22 protein-coding genes are annotated in these 19678 nt (G+C 47.5%); 13 read left to right on the plus strand and 9 right to left on the minus strand.

Annotation, left to right across the window (positions count from 1 at the left end; genetic code table 11):
- Nucleotides 1–59 precede the first annotated feature (59 nt).
- A complete protein-coding gene (gene rpsB / locus TK45_RS02735) occupies nucleotides 60–788 on the minus strand; it encodes a 30S ribosomal protein S2 (RefSeq protein WP_131257099.1) in 729 nt (242 codons plus the stop codon).
- 288 nt (nucleotides 789–1076) lie between these two features.
- Here rpsB and map point away from each other — a divergent pair, with 288 nt between their 5' ends.
- Genes map through dapD form a run of 3 tightly spaced genes read left to right on the plus strand, consistent with a single transcriptional unit; the run spans nucleotide 1077 to nucleotide 5358 of the window.
- Nucleotides 1077–1871, plus strand: a complete 795-nt coding sequence (map, locus tag TK45_RS02740) for a type I methionyl aminopeptidase (protein ID WP_131257100.1) — start codon at nucleotides 1077–1079, stop codon at nucleotides 1869–1871.
- Between the two features lie 24 nt (nucleotides 1872–1895).
- A complete protein-coding gene (gene glnD, locus TK45_RS02745; RefSeq protein ID WP_131257101.1) occupies nucleotides 1896–4520 on the plus strand; it encodes a [protein-PII] uridylyltransferase in 2625 nt (874 codons plus the stop codon).
- A 13-nt stretch (nucleotides 4521–4533) separates the two neighbouring features.
- On the plus strand, nucleotides 4534–5358 hold the full coding sequence (gene dapD, locus TK45_RS02750; protein WP_131257102.1) for a 2,3,4,5-tetrahydropyridine-2,6-dicarboxylate N-succinyltransferase: 825 nt from the start codon (nucleotides 4534–4536) through the stop codon (nucleotides 5356–5358).
- Nucleotides 5359–5394: 36 nt separating this feature from the next.
- On the opposite strand, the gene TK45_RS02755 is transcribed toward dapD, so the two are convergent.
- The 3 genes from TK45_RS02755 to TK45_RS02765 are packed head-to-tail and all read right to left on the minus strand — an operon-like array spanning nucleotide 5395 to nucleotide 6863.
- Entirely contained in the window at nucleotides 5395–5838 is a 444-nt protein-coding gene (locus TK45_RS02755; RefSeq protein ID WP_131257103.1) for a flavodoxin, read from the minus strand.
- A gap of 3 nt (nucleotides 5839–5841) precedes the next feature.
- Nucleotides 5842–6555: a tRNA pseudouridine(65) synthase TruC gene (gene truC / locus TK45_RS02760; RefSeq protein ID WP_131257104.1), complete on the minus strand. Its 714-nt coding sequence runs from the start codon at nucleotides 6553–6555 to the stop codon at nucleotides 5842–5844.
- Entirely contained in the window at nucleotides 6549–6863 is a 315-nt protein-coding gene (locus TK45_RS02765; protein ID WP_131257105.1) for a YqcC family protein, read from the minus strand. Before TK45_RS02765 ends, truC begins: the two co-directional genes overlap by 7 nt.
- A gap of 68 nt (nucleotides 6864–6931) precedes the next feature.
- On the opposite strand from TK45_RS02765, the gene TK45_RS02770 reads away from it, so the two are divergent.
- Together TK45_RS02770 and TK45_RS02775 are read left to right on the plus strand one after the other, a co-directional pair.
- Complete coding sequence (locus TK45_RS02770; RefSeq protein ID WP_131257106.1) at nucleotides 6932–7954, plus strand: DUF3549 family protein; 1023 nt, start codon at nucleotides 6932–6934, stop codon at nucleotides 7952–7954.
- Nucleotides 7955–7956: 2 nt separating this feature from the next.
- The gene (locus tag TK45_RS02775) at nucleotides 7957–8256 is read left to right on the plus strand and encodes a DUF3301 domain-containing protein (RefSeq protein WP_131257107.1); all 300 of its coding nucleotides are present in this window, start codon (nucleotides 7957–7959) and stop codon (nucleotides 8254–8256) included.
- 569 nt (nucleotides 8257–8825) lie between these two features.
- Here the strand turns inward: TK45_RS02775 and TK45_RS02780 are convergent.
- Complete coding sequence (locus TK45_RS02780) at nucleotides 8826–9155, minus strand: DUF962 domain-containing protein (RefSeq protein ID WP_131257108.1); 330 nt, start codon at nucleotides 9153–9155, stop codon at nucleotides 8826–8828.
- A 5-nt stretch (nucleotides 9156–9160) separates the two neighbouring features.
- Nucleotides 9161–9793 (minus strand): GNAT family N-acetyltransferase, encoded by a 633-nt coding sequence (locus TK45_RS02785; protein WP_131257109.1) that lies wholly within the window; start codon nucleotides 9791–9793, stop codon nucleotides 9161–9163.
- 150 nt (nucleotides 9794–9943) lie between these two features.
- Here TK45_RS02785 and TK45_RS02790 point away from each other — a divergent pair, with 150 nt between their 5' ends.
- Complete coding sequence (locus tag TK45_RS02790; protein WP_131257110.1) at nucleotides 9944–10174, plus strand: DUF2789 domain-containing protein; 231 nt, start codon at nucleotides 9944–9946, stop codon at nucleotides 10172–10174.
- Between the two features lie 13 nt (nucleotides 10175–10187).
- Here the strand turns inward: TK45_RS02790 and TK45_RS02795 are convergent, their stop codons facing one another.
- On the minus strand, nucleotides 10188–10541 hold the full coding sequence (locus TK45_RS02795) for a DUF3192 domain-containing protein (protein WP_131257111.1): 354 nt from the start codon (nucleotides 10539–10541) through the stop codon (nucleotides 10188–10190).
- A gap of 160 nt (nucleotides 10542–10701) precedes the next feature.
- Between TK45_RS02795 and TK45_RS02800 the strand changes: the two genes are divergently transcribed.
- Nucleotides 10702–10995: a hypothetical protein gene (locus tag TK45_RS02800; protein ID WP_131257112.1), complete on the plus strand. Its 294-nt coding sequence runs from the start codon at nucleotides 10702–10704 to the stop codon at nucleotides 10993–10995.
- Here the strand turns inward: TK45_RS02800 and syd are convergent.
- A complete protein-coding gene (syd, locus tag TK45_RS02805; RefSeq protein ID WP_131257113.1) occupies nucleotides 10966–11472 on the minus strand; it encodes a SecY-interacting protein in 507 nt (168 codons plus the stop codon). The two genes, TK45_RS02800 and syd, sit on opposite strands and share 30 nt — an antisense overlap.
- 97 nt (nucleotides 11473–11569) lie before the next feature.
- Between syd and queF the strand changes: the two genes are divergently transcribed.
- The 4 genes from queF (at nucleotide 11570) to TK45_RS02825 (ending at nucleotide 15846) form a co-directional block, all read left to right on the plus strand.
- Complete coding sequence (gene queF, locus TK45_RS02810; RefSeq protein WP_131257114.1) at nucleotides 11570–12400, plus strand: NADPH-dependent 7-cyano-7-deazaguanine reductase QueF; 831 nt, start codon at nucleotides 11570–11572, stop codon at nucleotides 12398–12400.
- 421 nt (nucleotides 12401–12821) lie between these two features.
- Entirely contained in the window at nucleotides 12822–14177 is a 1356-nt protein-coding gene (gene ppnN / locus TK45_RS02815) for a nucleotide 5'-monophosphate nucleosidase PpnN (protein ID WP_131257115.1), read from the plus strand.
- A gap of 108 nt (nucleotides 14178–14285) precedes the next feature.
- The gene (locus TK45_RS02820) at nucleotides 14286–14672 is read left to right on the plus strand and encodes a DUF3192 domain-containing protein (protein WP_131257116.1); all 387 of its coding nucleotides are present in this window, start codon (nucleotides 14286–14288) and stop codon (nucleotides 14670–14672) included.
- A 166-nt stretch (nucleotides 14673–14838) separates the two neighbouring features.
- Nucleotides 14839–15846 (plus strand): isocitrate dehydrogenase, encoded by a 1008-nt coding sequence (locus tag TK45_RS02825; protein ID WP_131257117.1) that lies wholly within the window; start codon nucleotides 14839–14841, stop codon nucleotides 15844–15846.
- Between the two features lie 64 nt (nucleotides 15847–15910).
- Here TK45_RS02825 and wecA read toward each other — a convergent pair whose 3' ends face one another.
- Nucleotides 15911–16951, minus strand: a complete 1041-nt coding sequence (gene wecA, locus TK45_RS02830) for a UDP-N-acetylglucosamine--undecaprenyl-phosphate N-acetylglucosaminephosphotransferase (RefSeq protein WP_131257118.1) — start codon at nucleotides 16949–16951, stop codon at nucleotides 15911–15913.
- Between the two features lie 353 nt (nucleotides 16952–17304).
- On the opposite strand from wecA, the gene wecB reads away from it, so the two are divergent.
- Together wecB and wecC are read left to right on the plus strand one after the other, a co-directional pair.
- Complete coding sequence (wecB, locus tag TK45_RS02835) at nucleotides 17305–18375, plus strand: non-hydrolyzing UDP-N-acetylglucosamine 2-epimerase (protein WP_254426538.1); 1071 nt, start codon at nucleotides 17305–17307, stop codon at nucleotides 18373–18375.
- 9 nt (nucleotides 18376–18384) lie between these two features.
- Nucleotides 18385–19632 (plus strand): UDP-N-acetyl-D-mannosamine dehydrogenase, encoded by a 1248-nt coding sequence (wecC, locus tag TK45_RS02840; protein ID WP_131257120.1) that lies wholly within the window; start codon nucleotides 18385–18387, stop codon nucleotides 19630–19632.
- The last annotated feature ends 46 nt before the right edge of the window (nucleotides 19633–19678 follow it).

Genomic DNA, 19678 nt, shown 5'->3' on the forward strand with positions numbered 1-19678 from the left:
AAATGGGTTAAAAATCAGGGGCGAAAACGCCCCTTATTTCAATGCGTTAACGCGAGAGCTTATTCAGCTTCTACGAACTCGTCGCCTTCAACCGCAACACCTGCTTCCTGACCACGGCCAGCAGCAACTGCGCCAGCAGCTGCATTCAGGTACAGTTGAACTGCACGGATTGCATCGTCGTTACCAGGGATAACGTAATCAACGCCATCAGGGTTGCTGTTAGTATCAACTACAGCAACAACTGGGATACCCAGGTTACGTGCTTCAGTAATAGCAATGTGCTCGTGGTCAGCATCGATTACGAACAGAACGTCTGGCAGACCGCCCATGTTCTTGATACCGCCCAGGCTGTTTTCCAGCTTCTGCATTTCACGTTGCAGCATCAGCACTTCTTTCTTAGTCAGTTTGTCAAAAGTACCGTCAGTAGCCTGAGTTTCCAGGTCTTTCAGACGCTTGATTGACTGACGAACCGTTTTCCAGTTAGTCAACATACCGCCTAACCAGCGCTTGTTTACATAGAACTGGTCACAGCTGTTCGCTGCTTCTTTTACTGCTTCGCTCGCTGCACGTTTAGTACCTACGAACAGAACCTTACCTTTTTTCGCCGCTACGCTAGACAGGAAGTTCAGCGCGTCGTTGAACATAGGAACGGTTTTTTCCAGGTTGATGATGTGTACTTTGTTGCGAGCACCGAAGATGAAAGGCTTCATCTTTGGGTTCCAGTAACGGGTTTGGTGACCGAAGTGTACGCCGGCTTGCAGCATGTCACGCATGGATACGTTTGCCATGAATAGATTCCTTATTGGGGTTAGGCCTCCATACATCCCGGTTATTCGATCCCTTTCTCAGGACACCCCGAAAACCGTGTCGATGTATGTGTGTTATTTAATTAATGTTTACCGAATATTTTATTGTGGCGTAACCACGAAAATTTCAGCGCGCGCTTTATACCACAACTCCCCTACTGACTCAAATAATTATTCCACTTAATGGGTGCAATCCTTGCGGCCAAATATTTCATCGCAGGCGCAGAACTGCTAACATGCGGCCAGTTTAAAAATCACAGGAATTACGTTTTGGCAGCCATTATTAAAACGGCAGATGAAATCGAAAAAATGCGCGTTGCGGGCAAACTCGCAGCCGATGTACTGACCATGATTGAACCTCATGTTCAAAAAGGGGTCACCACCGAAGAACTCAACCGTTTATGTCACGACTATATCGTGAACGTGCAGCAGGCCATTCCTGCGCCGTTGAATTATGGCCATCCCCCATTTCCTAAGTCCATTTGCACGTCAGTAAACCACGTGATTTGCCACGGTATCCCGTCGGACAAAAAGCTCAAGGATGGTGACATAGTTAATATTGACGTGACCGTCATCAAAGACGGCTATCACGGCGATACGTCCAAGATGTTTGTGGTAGGTAAACCTTCGATCATGGCGGAGCGCCTGATCAGAGTAACCCAGGAATGTTTATATCTGGGCATTAAAATGGTCAAGCCAGGGGCACGTCTGGGTGATATCGGCCACGCCATTCAAAAACACGCCGAGTCTCACCACTACTCCATCGTGCGGGAATATTGTGGCCATGGTATTGGAGCCGGTTTCCATGAAGAGCCGCAGGTGGTGCATTATGGTACACCGGGCACCGGCGAAACTTTACAAGCTGGTATGTGCTTTACCATTGAACCTATGGTGAATGCAGGTAAACGACATTCCAAGCTGTTGCCCGATGACTGGACCGTTGTCACCAAAGATCGCAGCTTAAGCGCGCAGTGGGAACATACCCTGCTGGTCACCGAAAACGGCTGTGAAATCCTGACGTTACGTCCGGAAGAAACCATCGAACGGGTTATCGTTCACGACTAAACCACACAAAAGGCAGGAGCCCCGGTGTCATTAAACGCTGTACTTGACCAGATAGAACAACTCAATGATGCCGGTGCAATTGCATCGTTCAAACAAGCCAACCAGGCAATCTTAAGTTGGTTGCAAGCCGATTTTTCGGCTCTGCCAATCACTGATTTAATTCTCGGTCGAGCGAAAGCGGTAGATGCCCTGGTGAGTCGCGCATGGCAGCTGTGTGGACTTGGTGCCTTTGCGCAACTGAGTCTGGTCGCTGTGGGTGGCTACGGCCGAGGCCAACTTCAGCCTTACTCCGACGTTGATCTGCTCATTCTGGCTAAAAAAGATGTCGGTAAACCGCTGCAGCAAGCCATCGGGCAGTTTATTACCCTGCTATGGGACACCGGCCTGGATATTGGTCAGTCAGTCAGGACCCTGAAAGAATGCCGCAGCCTGGCCCGACAGGATATTACCATTGCCACCAACTTGCTTGAATCAAGAGTACTTGCAGGTTGCACTGCGACTTATTCTGCCCTCATGCAGGATGTTCACAGTGACAAATTATGGCGTTCAGAGGCGTTCTTTGTCGCCAAAGCCCAGGAACAACAAACCCGGCACAATAAATTTAACGGTACGGCGTATAACCTCGAACCGAATATAAAAGAAAATCCGGGCTGTCTGCGTGATATCCAGACTATCGGCTGGGTAGCCAAAAAGCATTTCCACGTGCAAACCGGTCGCGAATTAGTCGCTAAAGATTATTTTAGTCAGGAAGAACTGGACGAACTGCGCGAATGCCGTGAACACCTGTGGCGCGTGCGTTTTGCGTTGCACCTGCAGGCCGGACGCAGCGAAAACCGCTTGTTGTTCGATTATCAACCGGATGTGGCCGCCATGCTGGGTTACGGCGAAGGCAAACAGGCCGTTGAGAAAATGATGCGCACGACGTTTCGCATCACTTCTCGGGTTATTGAACTGAATGAAATGCTTTTACAGCGTTTTCGCCACGATGTACTGAACAAAAAAATCCAGCATTGCACTCTGCTCAATGATGATTTCAGCGTATGTGATGGGCTGATTATGGCCCGGCACGCAAATGTATTTGCTCAGCCAGAACAACTACTGCAATTTTTTATACTGATAGCCAGCACACCAGATATCAGCGGCATTCACCACTACACCTTGCGCTTGTTGCGTCTCGCCCGGCGACGCTGGCGCGGTCAGTACCTGCATCAGTTTGAAAACTGTCGTCAGTTGTTTATGGCGTTTTTGGCCACGCCCAATGCCTTTGGTTTGGCCTGGGATCTGATGCATCGCCATGGCATTATGCAGGCCTACCTGCCGCAATGGGACCAAATTGTCGGCATGATGCAGTTTGATTTATTCCACGCCTACACCGTAGATGAACACACCCATCGCTTGGTCAAACAAATTTATGGTTTTGCCGGTAAAGACGGCGCTAAAGACTTCCCACGCTGTCAACGAATTGTCAGTAATCTGGATCATCCAGAATACCTGTTTATCGCCGCATTATTTCATGATATCGCCAAAGGGCGCGGTGGCGACCATTCCGAGTTGGGGGCGCTGGACGTGAGTGAATTCTGTGCAACCCATCATCTCAGCGATGAGGCTGCAGAGTTGATTGAATGGCTGGTCGCCAATCACCTGACCATGTCGGTTACTGCCCAGCGCCGTGACATTTACGATCCTGATGTGGTCGCTGAATTCTGTGCTCAGGTCCAGTCTCAGGAATATCTGGATCATCTGTATGTGCTTACCCTTGCCGATATTCGCGCCACCAATGACAATTTGTGGAATGACTGGAAAGCCTCCCTGCTACGTGAACTGTATTTGATGACCAGTAAAGCGCTGGAGTCTGATCAGACCCTGTCACAAGACTTTCAACAACGTATTCGTAAACATCAGAGTGAGGCAAGAGCGTCGCTGCATGCTCAGGGATGGCAAGACGCAGAGATCGACTCCTTATGGCACAATCTGGACAGCAATTACTTTGTACGCTTTAAAGCCATACAGATTGCCTGGCAAACCAATGCGATTCTTACCGCAATCAAAAGTGAGCAGGACGTAACACTCGTCGCGATCAGCGAGGAAACCTGTCGCGGTGGTACCGAAGTGCTGATTTATACCAAAGATCGCCCATCTCTGTTTGCACAAGTGGTATCCGTCATCGATAGTTGCCGTTGCAGTGTGCAGGATGCGAGTATCAGCAGCACGCAGGACGGATATGTACTGGATAGCTTTACCATATTAAACGAGCAGAATGAGCGGATTGATCAGCCTGCCAGCCTTGCCAGAATTCAAAAAGCCATTCATCGTCAGCTTGTCAGTGGCAGTGACATCTGGCGGAATAATCGCAAGCTTTCCCGCCAGATGAAACAACTGAGCGTTCCGACTAAAGTCCGCTTTTTCACTAATCAGGCGGGACAGACGTTGCTGGAATTAGAAGCATTGGATGCCCCGGGATTGCTCGCAACAATCAGCAAAGTGTTTGTAGAATTAAATCTGACCCTGCATATGGCCAAAATCACCACCATAGGTGAACGTGCCGAAGACGTTTTTATTTTAAGTAATGCCGATGATCAGGGCCTGACCCAAAGCCAGCAACTGGCGTTGAAAAAGCAACTGAGTGCGGCACTGGATAATTTAAGTTAGGAAAGAGATTTCAATGACCGAACTGAAAAACCTCATCGAACAGGCGTTCGATAACCGTGACACTCTGTCACCGACTACCGTTGATGACGCGACTCGCAACGCTATCAGCAATGCGCTCGAATTACTGAATAGCGGACAGGCACGTGTTGCAGAGAAAATTGCCGGCGAATGGGTCGTACATCAATGGCTAAAAAAGGCCGTTTTGTTGTCTTTCCGCATTAATGAAAATCAGGTCATGGACGCCGCACCACAGCGCTTTTTCGACAAGGTTCCAACTAAATACACCAATTACAGCAAAGAACAATTTATTGCAGATGGCGTACGCGTCGTACCACCAGCCACCGTTCGAAATGGTAGCTTTATTGGTAAGAATGTCGTGCTGATGCCCTCCTATGTAAACATCGGTGCATACGTGGATGAAGGCACTATGGTCGATACCTGGGCAACCGTCGGATCCTGTGCACAAATTGGTAAAAATGTACATTTATCAGGTGGTGTAGGGATCGGTGGTGTGTTGGAGCCACTTCAGGCAAATCCAACCATCATTGAAGACAACTGCTTTATCGGCGCTCGCTCAGAGATAGTCGAAGGCGTGGTGGTTGAAGAAGGTGCGGTTATTTCCATGGGTGTGTATATCGGCCAAAGTACCCGCATTTATGATCGCGAAACCGGCGAAGTCCATTATGGCCGTGTGCCGGCAGGCTCTGTCGTGGTGCCAGGCAATCTGCCTTCTGCCGATGGTAAATACAGCTTGTACGCAGCCATCATTGTTAAAAAAGTCGATGCCAAAACCCGCGCTAAAGTGGGTATTAACGCCTTGTTGCGTGGCGCAGAATAAACAACAATTAAAAAGCCGGTCACTTGACCGGCTTTGTTAAATCTCGTTTACCCACTCTTTCAGCCAGGGCATTGCCTCATCAGCAGGCTCCAGTGTCTCAGTGGCATCGATGCGCAATAAAGGCCGAATCGCCTTCCCCTGCAATTCGCACAGCAATTCAAACCATTTTTCACCCGCGCCGCAGAATGTATCACCATAACTACTATCACCCATGCCGATCACCGCAAATGGCTTCGCATTTAACAATGGAAACTGATCTCGCAAGGTATAAAAAAACGGCTCAAGATTGCCGGGAATGTCCCCCTGCCCGGTTGTAGAAGTGATCACGAGCAAACAATCCGGTGCTGTAACATCGGAGATTTGCGGTGACTCTATCACGCTTGTCTGATGCTGCTGGTCGGTAAGCCAGCGACCAATTTCTTCTGCCAATGCCTCAGCACCGCCATAAACCGACCCATAAAGAATATTGATCTTCGCCATTGTTTACTCCCATCCCAATTGCTGACAAACCGCCCGAAAATCCTCCGGCAAGCTTGCATTGACACTGATTTTTTCACCGCTGACCGGCTGATTAAACGTCATGTTTGTACAGCACAACGCCAATGTGTGCAAACCGTATTGTTCGCGCATAAAACGATTCTGTTTACCATCGCCATGGGTCGTATCTCCGACAATCGGATGACGAAGGTGGGCCATGTGACGACGTAGCTGATGCTTTCTGCCTGTTTTAGGATGAAGTTGCATCAGTGAGAAGCGCGCAGTGCTATAACGCCCGACCGGATAGGGCTCTTCAGCAGTTTTGAGGCGCAGATATTCTGTCACGGCGTCCTGCGCGTCTTTGTCCTGCCGCGCCTTCTTATCGACAATCTTGTCCAGCTGTTCTTTTAGTGGATAGTCCAATACGCCTTGCTCCGGCCCGTATCCGCGCACAATCGCCTGATACGTTTTCTGCACAGTTTGTTGTTCAAACTGTACCGCCATACTCCGCGCCGTGTCCGAGTTCAGGGCAAATAACAGCACTCCCGACGTCGGTCTATCCAGTCGATGCAACGGGAAAACATGCTGACCTAACTGATCTCGCAGGATTTGCATGGCAAATTCAGTCGCATGGCGATCGATCATACTGCGGTGCACTAGTAGTCCGCTTGGCTTATTGACCGCCACCAGCAGCTCATCCTGATATAAGATTTCTAACATGCGAAAAGCTCATCAAAACGTTTCAGTATCGCAAACAACTGCCAAACATCGGGACGTTCCGCTGCCCGCATTTCCAACATAGGTACCAACTGCATCGCCCCAGGTAATTGGCCTTGTCGGAGCATGTCACGTAGCCGGGGAATAAAGACAAATTCCAGCCATTGCTCAAAATGCAGGGTGTCATAACAAAAAGGCAGTTCACTGGCCAACTGCACGGCTGTCGGAACAGACTGTGAATTTAACTGGCTATCACTCAGCTTGGTAGCCAGTTGTTCGATTAACTGGCCCACCTCATCTACAGATATCACTTAAAAACCTTAATTACCTCTATGGCATTAGTTACAATGCCCCATTAGCTGAATGAACTAAGAGTACCATGAGCCGAATTTCCAGCATAAGTGAATTCCTGCTTCAGGCAGGGACTCGCTATATGATTTTTGATATGAGTCGCCGCATTACCCGTTGGGAAGACCAGTCATTTCTCGATTTTGAGCACGGGCTAGTTGCTCATCCGAGTCCAAGACAACAACAAGGTTGGTTTGCCATAGTATTCGCCAATCCTCAGCTGAATGCGCAACATTACATCTGGTTTGTTCGATTACCCTTAGACGAGCAAGGCAAACTGGTATTGGCCGCACGGGATCAATTCCTGCAACTAATCGTCGAACGTCTCGCCAGCACGATGGACGATGACTCAGCCGACAAATCGCTACCAGACAATCCGTACCAATTTACTCCAGGCCAGCAACAACTGGCGGATTTTAACAGCATCAGCCGCAAAGCCCTGCATTTGCCACCGAGTACACATTTTCAGGCCGTGAATGACACCTTCGAACAACGCAACTGGCAGCAGTGGGAGCAACTGGCTTTGCAAGGTATTAGCGACTGGGTCGTATTTACCGAGCCAGCTAAACGCGACGCCTTGTTAGGCGAAGTGTTAACGCAGTTACCCGACACATTGCAGGCGCATATTCTGCAAAGCCTTGAGAATCAGGTTATCGGCGAGCCACTTAGTTCGAGCGTAGCTAACTGGATCCGTTTACAGCAGGAGCCACGTAAGATAGCAACCGGATTGCGCGCGCTATGCGGTGTCAGTGATACACCTGCAGTAGAGGCCTTACTCGATGAATTACTGCACGCGCCACAAGGTAAAGAAGTAGATGTTCTAGTGGTAATTGCCGGCCGCTTATGGCCAGCGCTCACAGACAAGGCAACCCTGAGTCAATACCTAGCGAACGTGGCACATGCCTCCAGTGATTTTGAATTATTCCGCGGGTTATTTTCCGATTTAGTACAAATACCACAGTTACGTGACCAGATTCTGCAGGTACTGCGAGATCCTCACAAAGATGAAATACTGAACGCTGCGATTGGCGCGGTGTTCTCGGTAAGGCATTAATAATGTTGTGGGGCACCTTGTGGTTACTGTTGGCGTTTGCCGTGATTGCGCACTTTTGGACACTACGAGGAATATCTGAGCGCGCATTCACGCTGGCTAATCAATATTGTGATAAACACAATTTGCAATTTATTAGTTTGGCCAGAATCAAAACCCGTCCGGCATGGAGCCGTGGAAAGTTAACCTGGTACAATGAATATGCCTTTGAGTTCTCCGGCAATGGGGAAGATGCGTCTATTGGCCACCTGATATTAATCGGCCACCAACTCAAAGATATCGCTATGCCGGCCTATCGAATCTGACAATCGCAAGGCATAAAAAAAGCGCAGACTGAATTCTGCGCTTTTTCCATAAGAAGATCCTTCTCAACCAATCCTTGCTAGTTTCTGTCCCTGCTACGATCCGTCGCTGACACTCTGAAAACTATCTTCCCTGACTCAGCACCCTGAGGGCGTGATTATCTTCCTGTAACATCCCTATCAATGCCTGGCTCCGTCTCCCTGACGTGCTCATCCCTGAGACTAACAGCCTTATTCCATCCATCCCTGAGTACCTTATCCTTAGGTACTAACACAATCCTGTGTTTCCTCGCTCGCCCTGAGCGTGTCCAAGTTCATCCTTGTGTCGTCCTGACCCGTCGTGTTTCCTTGTGACGAGGAGTAATGTACAGCTAATCAAATCGAATAAGGCGTTCGAAAAATTAAATTTTTTAACAATTAGACAATTCTGGAATCGCAGAAAAAACAAAAATCACATTAAAACAGCAACTTAAGTAAATGAACGATGTTTATTTAGGAATAAATTGACTACCTGCTCTTACGCGTTTGTAAGACATTTCCTACAGGCAGTCGAGGATATTAGGTCAAAGAGATTAGATTGAAATGTTATCCAATGGCGTTTTACACCCCAGCAAAGACAGAATTCCATCTTTCAGCATCACCCAATCAGCCAAGAAGCTGTAAAACGGGTGGCTAAATGTTGCCGGACGATTTTTTTCGAAAATAAAATGCCCAATCCAGGCGAAACCATAACCGATAAATGGCAATGCCCAAAGCCACACATATTGCTCTGCCCACAAACTGACCGTCAGTACAGTTAACACCAGGAGTGAACCGGTATAGTGCAATGCGCGACAGACAGGATGACGGTGCTCTGACAAGTAATATGGATAAAATTCGGCAAAACTATTGAAGTGCGACACGAAAATTACCTCGGTTTAAACATCAGGTGCCCGGCAATACCAGCCACCTCCAGTTGTTCAACTACGCCGTAACCAGCGCCTTTAAAGAACTCAAGATATTTATCCAGCGTCACATAAACCCCAACGCCTTCGCTAGTGGTGTCGGCATCCAACAATGCCTGAATCGCCCCTAACAACATTTGCCCCATTCCATGCTGCTGATGATCTGGATGCACGCCAATAAACGAGATCATATGATAGCGACTTGCTGGCATATGCTGTTTGATGAGTTCTTCTTTATCCATCATTTGACGCGTGCCAAGGTACCCTGCGGTCAACAGCATTTTAAGACGCCAATGCCAGAAGCGCTGCGGACCAAACTTATCGTCAGGCGTTACGACACAGGTCACGGCCAGCATACGGTCTTCATCGAACAGGCCAATCATAGGTTGCTTAGCTTGCCAGAATGCATTTAATTCTTCGCGAATTGCAGCACGCAAACGTTGTTCATAGCCATCTTCAATAGAATTAAATATTTCGCAAAACACCGGATCATCATGATAAGCGTTGTACAGGATTGATGCGGCAATCCGCAGATCCTCCGCACTGAGATATACCGCTTTGAGATTATCTGGCAACACCGCATTACGAATTGGCATCTTGTAGTTTCCATTTTTGGCGCTAATTTACGTCCCAAGCTAACGCAATAAACTGAAATTGTTAATATTTTGTTGACGTTTTTTTTGAGCCCGGACAAATAAAGCTATACTAAACAGGCAGTGATTAACCGTTACGACAGGGGAAATACAATGGACTTATCAAAACCCACCTTAAAGGGGTTGTTTTCGCAACTAGGTCTGGCCTACGACGATGCTGAGATTGACAACTTTATCGACAACCATCGCGGCTTAAATCCGGACATGTATTTAGAAGACGCGCCGTTTTGGAACGATTCACAGCGTAAATTTCTGCGTGATGCATTAAGAGAGGATGCGGATTGGACTAGCGCAATCGACCAACTCAATGCCCGATTGCGCTGATATCAAGAAGCGTTTAAAGCTGGGAATAAGCCGTTTCACCCCAGCCGACTAATACGCCGTCACGCAGAACTATCGGTGTACATTCGTCTTTGGTGGTTTTACCGTCACCGTGGTTGCGATTTGTGCGATAAAACAGGACCTGTACCTGCTTACCATCTTTCTCGTAACTTTCATTAAAATCTGCCAGACCAAATAATTGCTGAACCTGACTCATATTCATACCAGGCTGCAATTGCGTGATTTTGCGACGGTTCTGCTCTTCGCGGGCTTCCCAATCTGATTGCCAATTATCATCGCGGCCATCAACTGAAATCACACAGCCTGACAACATCGCCACCATTACCCCGGACAACACTAATTTGTACATAAAAAACCTCTTTTTGTTATGTGCATTCATTTATAATGACCAGACTAAGCAAATCCAAGGCCAATATATAAGACTTTGTTTTATATTAATTTTATTAAATTCGCCCGATAGAGAATTCAATAAATTTGGTCAAATTACTCATTGATTAGCGAGAATCACTATGCGAGACAATACCCAGCATATAATGTCGATTTGCAGCCAACTCGCCCGTAGCGGCCTGCAACCTACGGTGGCACTTATCAAAGCGAAGAGTGCGATCCCATTACCGATGCCGCAAATCATTCACGCATTAAAGGTGTGGCGCAGCAATCCAGATGCACCTCAGGAAGAATGTATTGCCACTGAGACATCGCATAAAACTCAGGAACAGCGACTTGTGGAACTGGAATTACGGGTAGCTGTGCTGGAAAAAGCCCTTAGCCAGTTAACTAAACTCACCGTCACGCAGGAGTAAGTGAAGGAATTCGGTCAAGCTGGGCGCCAGCAATTCCTGTGGCGCCTGACCAACACGCTCCAAATATACCCCACCGCTGTTGTTATCCAACGAAATCAGATAATCCTCATCATCGGTACAGGCGATAAATAAGGTGGGCGATTGGCGCAATCGCTTTTTCATCAACAAATGTCCAATCAAGTTTTGCTGTAAACGCTGCATATCCTCTTCATTCCACGGCATCAACAAAGTCAGGCTGCCGCGAGGTAACGTCACGTCTATATTGGCTGCGTAATAGCTGCTGTAGTAGGTTTTTACATCCTCATGCAGTTGTAGCCCGATGGCCTCGTCAATTGGCGTCCAATTCACATTAGCAGGCTCGCGATGAACCGGATGCCAGGAAATCATCCCCTGAGTATCTGGCTCCCCTTGCTCACATGGGCTGCGCCATTCGGGGTCAAATTCGGTCATGACGTTTAGCGCTGTTACCTTGCTCATCAATTGAGCTAGTGCCTGAATTAATCCGAGATGCAAATTGAGTCTCACTGTTAAACACAAGTACAATAGTGGCTATTGTAACCTCGGAAGTTAATTGATGTCGCAACCAGATCACGCCCTGTCGCACCTTTCACTCGGAAAATCCGTTACGTATATTGAAAAATATGCCCCGGAATTGCTACAGGCCGTGCCGAGATCCATGAATCGCCATGAGCTGGATATTGTGGCTTCACAGCCTTTCAGCGGGTGTGATATCTGGAATGGCTACGAGTTATCCTGGCTTAATAGCAAGGGCAAACCCCAGGTCGCTATTTTGCGCGCCGACGTGCCTGCTGAATCTGAAAATCTGATTGAATCAAAATCGTTCAAATTATATTTGAACAGTTTTAACCAGACCCATTTTGCCAGTTGGCAAGAGGTGCAGGAGGCATTGCAACTAGATTTAAGCCGTTGTGCCAATGGCAATGTCGACGTCACCCTTTACACCATGCAGCAACTGAGCGAATTCAATACCGTCAGCCTGCCCGGCCAATGTATTGATGACCTAGATATTGAGGTAAGCCAATACCAACCGGATGTCTCGCTACTCACCACCACTGACGAGCCGGTTAGCGAAACCTTGCATAGCCATTTGCTAAAATCCAACTGCCTGATTACCTCGCAGCCAGATTGGGCCAGTATCGTAATCCGTTACGAGGGGGCACAAATTGAGCATGCCAGCCTGTTGAAATACTTAATTGCGTTTCGCCAGCACAACGAATTTCACGAGCAGTGCGTTGAGCGTATTTTCTGTGACATAAAATCGCAATGTAAGCCGGATAAACTTACTGTCTATGCACGATATACACGCAGAGGCGGCCTCGACATCAATCCATTCCGCAGTGATTTTGAACCTTGTTGGCAAAATCTGCGTCAGGCTCGTCAGTAGCCTTATTCCACCAGACCGAACAATTAAATTTACGCGTTTCAACCCCTTGATATTCGTTTTCGTGGAGAGTATAACGAAGGGGTTGCAAAGCATTATTGGAACACAAAAATCTCGTTTCAATTTGGGATTTTTGTCCGAGTCTCCCCACTGCCAGTCGAAGCCGGGGACCCGCCAACTGCTCAGACGTTGTTATCCAACACGTTGTGGGCAGATCAAGAAGACAGACTATTATTTCCTTCTGCATTCCAAAGCTGTATTTGACAACCGACATTCGGGAAAGGGCTACGTGTGTTCCCAATTGATTGGATTGTAAGTCATCCGCAATTCGATCCCGTGGCATGGACATGGTGATGATAAACGCGCCGTGGAGCGCCGGTATCTGCAAAAGCACGCAGGTACTTAATTGAGAAATAGGAAATCGATGAAAAGTGTAAAATTAAATCCCGTCGGCTCGATGAGCCTGCTGTCACAGTATGAAGTAGATCGCTTGATGCACTCTACTACCAGCGAATTATACCAACTGGCACGTAACTGCTGTTTGGCAGTACTGAACTCCGGTGCCGAAATTGATAATCCGGAAGAAATATTTAAACCCTATGAAGATTTTGATATCCGCATCCTGCAAAAAGAGCGCGGCATAAAAATTGAGCTGACTAACCCACCTGAATTAGCGTTTGTGGATGACGTACTCATTCGAGGCGCACATGAGCATCTGTTTGCCGTTATCCGTGACTTACTGCACATGTCGGCCAAATACGACATGGGCGCTAAGACCGCAAACGATTCAGGCCATATCACCCACATGGTGTTTGATATGCTGCGCAATGCCGAAGTATTCAAGCCAGAAAACGATCCCAACATGGTGGTCTGCTGGGGTGGGCATTCAATCAATGACGTGGAATACCAGTACACCAAAAAAGTCGGTTATGAACTGGGATTGCGCGAAATGAATATCTGTACCGGTTGTGGCCCGGGCGCGATGAAAGGGCCGATGAAAGGCGCAACCATTGGCCATGCCAAACAACGTTACCGTAATGGACGCTATTTAGGTGTGACAGAGCCAGGCATTATTGCCGCCGAGCCACCTAATGCCATCGTGAATGAACTGGTGATCATGCCGGATATCGAAAAACGTCTAGAGGCATTTGTGCGTTTAGCCCAGGGGATTGTTATCTTCCCAGGTGGTGCAGGTACCGCAGAGGAATTATTGTATTTGCTTGGTATTATGCTGAACGAGCAAAACAAACATCAGTGTCTGCCGTTGGTGTTAACCGGCCCGGAAGAATCGCGCGCATACTTCGAATCAATCGATGAGTTTGTTGGCGCAACATTGGGTCCACAAGCACAGAGCCTGTATACCATCGTGGTGGGTGATGCCGCCGCAGCTGCACGTAAGATCAAAGAGCAGCAAAGCAAATTACTGGAATACCGCCGCGCTACCGGTGATTCATACCACTTCAACTGGTCATTAAAGATCGAGTCGGAGTTCCAGGCGCCCTTTTATCCCAGCCACGAAAATGTCGCGGGCCTGGATCTGCACTTCGAACAACCGGTGTCCGCTTTAGCGGCGAACCTACGTCGTGCGTTTTCTGCCATTGTAGCGGGCAACGTGAAGGCTGAAGGCCTCCGTGAAATCCGCAAAAACGGTAAATACCAGATTAATGGTGATCCCAAGATTATGGCGATGCTGGATGACCTGTTACGTTCGTTTGTGGAACAACAACGCATGAAGTTACCTGGCTCAGCCTATAACCCATGCTATGAAGTGGTAAGATAATCTTCCTCTTGCGGAATCACGTCAGATGGCGTGATTCTGCGTTTAATCCCTTAGAGTCTTTGCACTGCCCCCCTTACAATATTCGTCAGTCAGTTTGAGTGTGGACGCATGAAAAAGGTTATTTTTAAACGTATTGCCATCGGCCTGGTCGCTTACGCGGCAATTATGTTGACCGTACAATATTTTTACGAAGAAAAAACCGAAGACATGGTCTGGCAGGACCGAGAATTGTTCAATAAAGTCAAAATCGAAGCGATGGTATCGGGTACTCACCGCGATAAAGTTATCGACTTACTTGGCTCTCCGGATATCAGTGAAGCGAAACGCATAGGCACGGATATCTATCAGGTCATGTTTTACCGCACCCAACGCAAAACGTCCGACGGTATTACCACGGAAGATGAATGTACGCCGCTGCTATTTCACAACAACCAACTCATCGCCAAAGGTGATGGCAGCTATCAACAATATCTGGCCAAACAAAACAGCTTCTGACATCGATTCGGACACACCTCGCCGGTAGCATTGTTTTGCTGGGCAGATCAAGGCCTGCATACGTTTTTCAGTGGAAAATCAAGCAGTAAAATGCTATAAAACGCCCCCTCTGAGATTAGGCTATTTTATATAAGCCCATACTTTTATTAATCGTTAAGGAATCTACATGACTCAACGACGTATTACCGTAATCCGTGGTGACGGTATCGGTCCAAGCATTATTGACTCTGCCCTGCAAATCCTCGACAAAGTCGGCTGTGATTTTGCCTATGACTTTGCCGACGCAGGTCTTACTGCGTTAGAAAACGAAGGTGAGTTGTTGCCGCAAAAAACCTTGGATCTGATCGCTAAAAATGGCGTGACATTAAAAGGCCCACTGACTACGCCAGTTGGCGAAGGTTTTACGTCTATTAACGTAAGCCTGCGTAAGAAATTCGAGCTTTACGCAAACGTGCGCCCGGTAATTTCTTTCAAAGGTACCCAAGCCCGCTACGAGAACATCGATATCATCACTGTGCGCGAAAATACCGAAGGTATGTACAGTGGTCTGGGTCAAATCGTTTCTGAAGATGGTTCAGAAGCCGAAGCGAAGAGCAAAATCACCCGTGCGGGTGCAGAGCGTATTGTTGAATTCGCTTACGAATTAGCCCGTCGTGAAGGCCGTAAGAAAGTTACCGCCGTGCACAAAGCAAACATCCTCAAATCAACTTCTGGCTTGTTCCTGAAAGTTGCCCGTGAAGTCGGTGAGCGTTACCCGGATATCGAGTCTGCTGAGATGATCGTAGACAATGCTTGTATGCAGCTGGTGATGAACCCACACCAATTCGATGTGATGGTTACCACTAACCTGTTCGGTGACATCATCTCTGACCTGTGTGCCGGTTTGGTTGGCGGTCTGGGCATGGCACCAGGCGCCAATATCGGTAAAGACTGCGCGATTTTCGAAGCCGTACACGGTTCTGCACCGGACATCGCCGGTAAAAACCTGGCAAACCCAAGCTCAGTAATCCTGGCCTCTATTCAGATGCTTGAGTATCTGGAAATGGGCGACAAAGCCGAGAAAATCCGCAACGCACTGAAAGATGTGATTGAAAGCGGTGACCGCACTACCCGTGACCTGGGTGGTTCTGCAGGGACCACAGACTTTACACAGGCGGTACTGGATCGTCTGTAAGACGACTTCAAACAGACATAAAAAAACCGGCTTATGCCGGTTTTTTTTATTGCCAGATGTTAGCTCAACCACGCATCCACTTAGAAAAGCGCCAAACGTGTAAAAAGGCATAATCGTAGGCCAAAAACAGGCCAATAAAGCTAAATAGCATAACCGGCTCTGGTACAGAGAAATATTCCCCAGCCAATCCTACACCGGCTAAAGCGACGGAAATTAAACCAATCAATGCACAAGCCTGGCGTGACGAAAAACCAAACCGCATAAAGATGTGATGAATATGGTCTCGATCCGCAGACAAAGGCGATTTTCCTTTGCGCACGCGACGATGCATCACAGCAAACATGTCAATCAGAGGAACAGCAATGATCCATAACGCAGTAACCGGACGAAAACTTCCTTCTCCATCCTGCGTACCAATAACCAGCAGCCAAACTATGGTCAAGCCCAGCATCATGCTGCCGGCATCACCCATAAAGACTTTACCAAATAAGCGACGCAGACCGCCGAGATTAAACAAAAGGAACGCCGTTAAAGCTGCGACAAAGGTAGCGGCTATCACAAACAGATTCTGATTCTCCGCCCAATAGAAAAGTACGCATAAACTACCAAAACTGACTGTTGCAAGAACACCAACTAAGCCGTCAATACCATCCGTCATATTAAATGCATTGATTGCAGTGGCTACGGCTAACAGCGTAACGGGCAAAGCTAATAAACCGATATTGACGCGACCTAAACCAAACAAATCACCGAGGTCATACAGAGCATAGCCAGCACCCCAAATCATAATAGAGGCGATCAACAGCTGCGCAACCAGACGAAAACGTGCGCTGATATCGTAATAATCATCCAAGGCACCAATCAACACCATAAAAGAACACGAAATGAGGTAAAGATTGACCGCCAGTGTTTCCTGAATGAAAAACTGCGTGATTATCAGAATGGTAAAATAAATGCTGATCCCACCGATAAGTGGAATATGCCCGACATGTTGCTTCCGTTCAGAAGGTTTATCAACTAACCCGATATTTTCAGCAATCGGCCGGAGAATTGCGATACAGGCGAACGCCACCGCAAAAGAAGATAAAAAAACCACACTCACCATAACTTATTTGACCTCATTCCTTGAAGTAACTGCTCTTTCGAATGCTAACACGTGTAACCCCTCGCCCTCACCGACTTTTGAGTTAAATAAATGTAATAAAACGTTTAGTTCCTGACACCCGAGTTAAAGCGAGCGGAAGTGTAGCCCATTGAAGAAAAAAAAACACGTTACAATAGCAGCGATAGAGCGATTTACGGCAAGAACTGTAATCTTCATATTACATTGATTGGCACTTTGCATAACCTTTGCAGACTGGCATACTTGCGCCAAATAAAATTACAATCCCAAGGAAATTTAGGGTGAAATATAAGAATATTTTATTAGTGTTTGGTACCAGGCCAGAAGCCATCAAAATGGCTCCGCTAGCCTTGGAACTGAAAAACCACTCACAATTGAACGTAAAAGTATGTGTTACAGGTCAACATCGCCAGATGCTTGATCAGGTATTAGGACTTTTCGAGTTAACACCAGATTACGATCTTAATTTGATGCAACCAGGACAGGACTTGTACAGCATCACCAGCCGAGCATTGCTGGGATTGCGTGATGTATTTATCGATGCAAAGCCAGATTTAGTATTGGTGCACGGTGACACTACTACAACCTTTACCGCCTCTTTGGCCGCTTTTTACCAAAAAATACCTGTCGGCCATGTCGAAGCCGGATTGCGCACAGGCGATATCTATAGCCCTTGGCCAGAAGAAATAAACCGTAAACTCACAGGTTCCCTAACAAAACTGCATTTCGCACCAACGGAACGTTCCGCACAGAATCTTTTGCAGGAAAATGTCGACAATAACGATGTGCACATTACCGGAAATACGGTTATCGATGCGCTGCTCCAGGTTGTCGATAAAATAAAACATGACACTTCGTTAAACACAGAAATGCAGCAAAAATTTGCGTTTCTGAATCCAGATAAGAAGCTGATTCTGGTTACAGGCCACCGCAGAGAGAGTTTTGGCGGTGGCTTTGAACGTATTTGTCATGCATTAAAAGCGTTAGCCGACCGAGGTGACGTGGAAATTTTGTACCCTGTCCATCTCAACCCAAATGTAAAAGAGCCGGTTGACCGTATCTTAAAAAATGTCAGCAACGTACATTTAATCGAACCGCAAGACTATTTGCCTTTTGTGTATCTAATGAGCCGGGCATATTTAATCCTGACCGACTCGGGTGGCGTGCAAGAAGAAGCACCATCGCTGGGTAAGCCCGTGTTGGTGATGCGCGACACCACCGAACGTCCTGAAGCCGTGGAAGCGGGAACAGTTAAACTGGTTGGTACTGACGATAAGGTTATCGTCAGTACGGCCAATGAATTGCTCGACAACCCAGATGCATACGAAAAAATGGCCTTTGCTCACAACCCATATGGTGATGGTAAAGCCTGCGAACGTATCACCAACATTATTTTGAATTCATAAGGAACAGCCATGTCTTTTGAAAAGGTTTCCGTAGTCGGACTAGGCTACATAGGTCTTCCTACTGCCGCCGTTATCGCGTCTCGCGGTATCGAAGTAATTGGAATCGACGTAAGCGAAAAAGCAGTCAATACCATTAATCAGGGTAAAGTGCACATTGTTGAGCCTGATTTAGATATGGTCGTTCAGGCCGCGGTAAATGTGGGAAAACTGCGCGCTACGCTCACCCCTGAACCAGCGCAAGCGTTTATGATTGCCGTACCTACTCCATTTAAAGATGGCCATAAACCCGATCTTTCCTACATTCAAAGTGCAGCTAAAGCAATTGCACCGGTGCTGGAAAAAGGCAACCTGGTAATTCTGGAGTCGACCTCCCCGGTCGGTGCAACAGAGCAACTCGCCGAATGGCTGGCTGAGTACAGAGCAGACTTAACCTTTCCACAACAGGTAGGCGAAGACGCCGATATTCAGGTAGCACACTGCCCAGAACGGGTTTTACCAGGCCGGGTACTGGAAGAGCTAGTTTCAAACGATCGAATTATTGGCGGTATGACAAAACGCTGCAGCGAACGTGCGACTGCGCTTTATAAAACCTTTGTGCGTGGCGAATGCATCACCACCAACAGCCGTACGGCAGAAATGGCAAAACTGACCGAGAACTCATTCCGTGACGTAAACATCGCGTTTGCTAATGAATTGTCGGTTATCAGCGATGAGCTAAAAATCAACGTGTGGGAACTTATCGCACTGGCTAACCGTCACCCCCGGGTGAATATCCTGAGCCCTGGCCCTGGTGTAGGCGGCCACTGTATCGCGGTTGACCCGTGGTTCATTGTGGACTCGGCACCAGAGTCGGCAAGGATGATTCGCACCGCGCGTGAAATTAATGACGGCAAACCAGATTATGTTATTCAGCAGGTGAGTAAAGCCGCGGATGAATTTAAACGGCCGGTTATTGCATGTTTGGGCCTGGCATTTAAAGCTGACATTGATGATTTACGCGAGAGCCCCGCATTGGACATTACCGCTAAGTTGGCCGATATGAATATCGGTGAAATATTAGCGGTTGAACCCAATATTCATGAGCTACCGCCAAAGTTGTTGGACAAAGCCATCTCACTGGTCAGCCTGAAAGATGCTTTAGATAAAGCCAATGTGCTAGTTGTGTTGGTTGATCATAAGCAATTCAAAGCAATGACCAGCGCAGACATCAACAGCAAAGTCGTTGTCGATACTCGCGGGCTGTTCAGCAATAAATAGTCATTAGATATCTAATGAAAAAGGCAGGTTAATCCTGCCTTTTTTG

Origin of the sequence: Bowmanella sp. JS7-9 (genome assembly GCF_004329715.1) — a bacterium.
Taxonomy (GTDB): Bacteria; Pseudomonadota; Gammaproteobacteria; order Enterobacterales; family Alteromonadaceae; genus Pseudobowmanella; species Pseudobowmanella zhangzhouensis.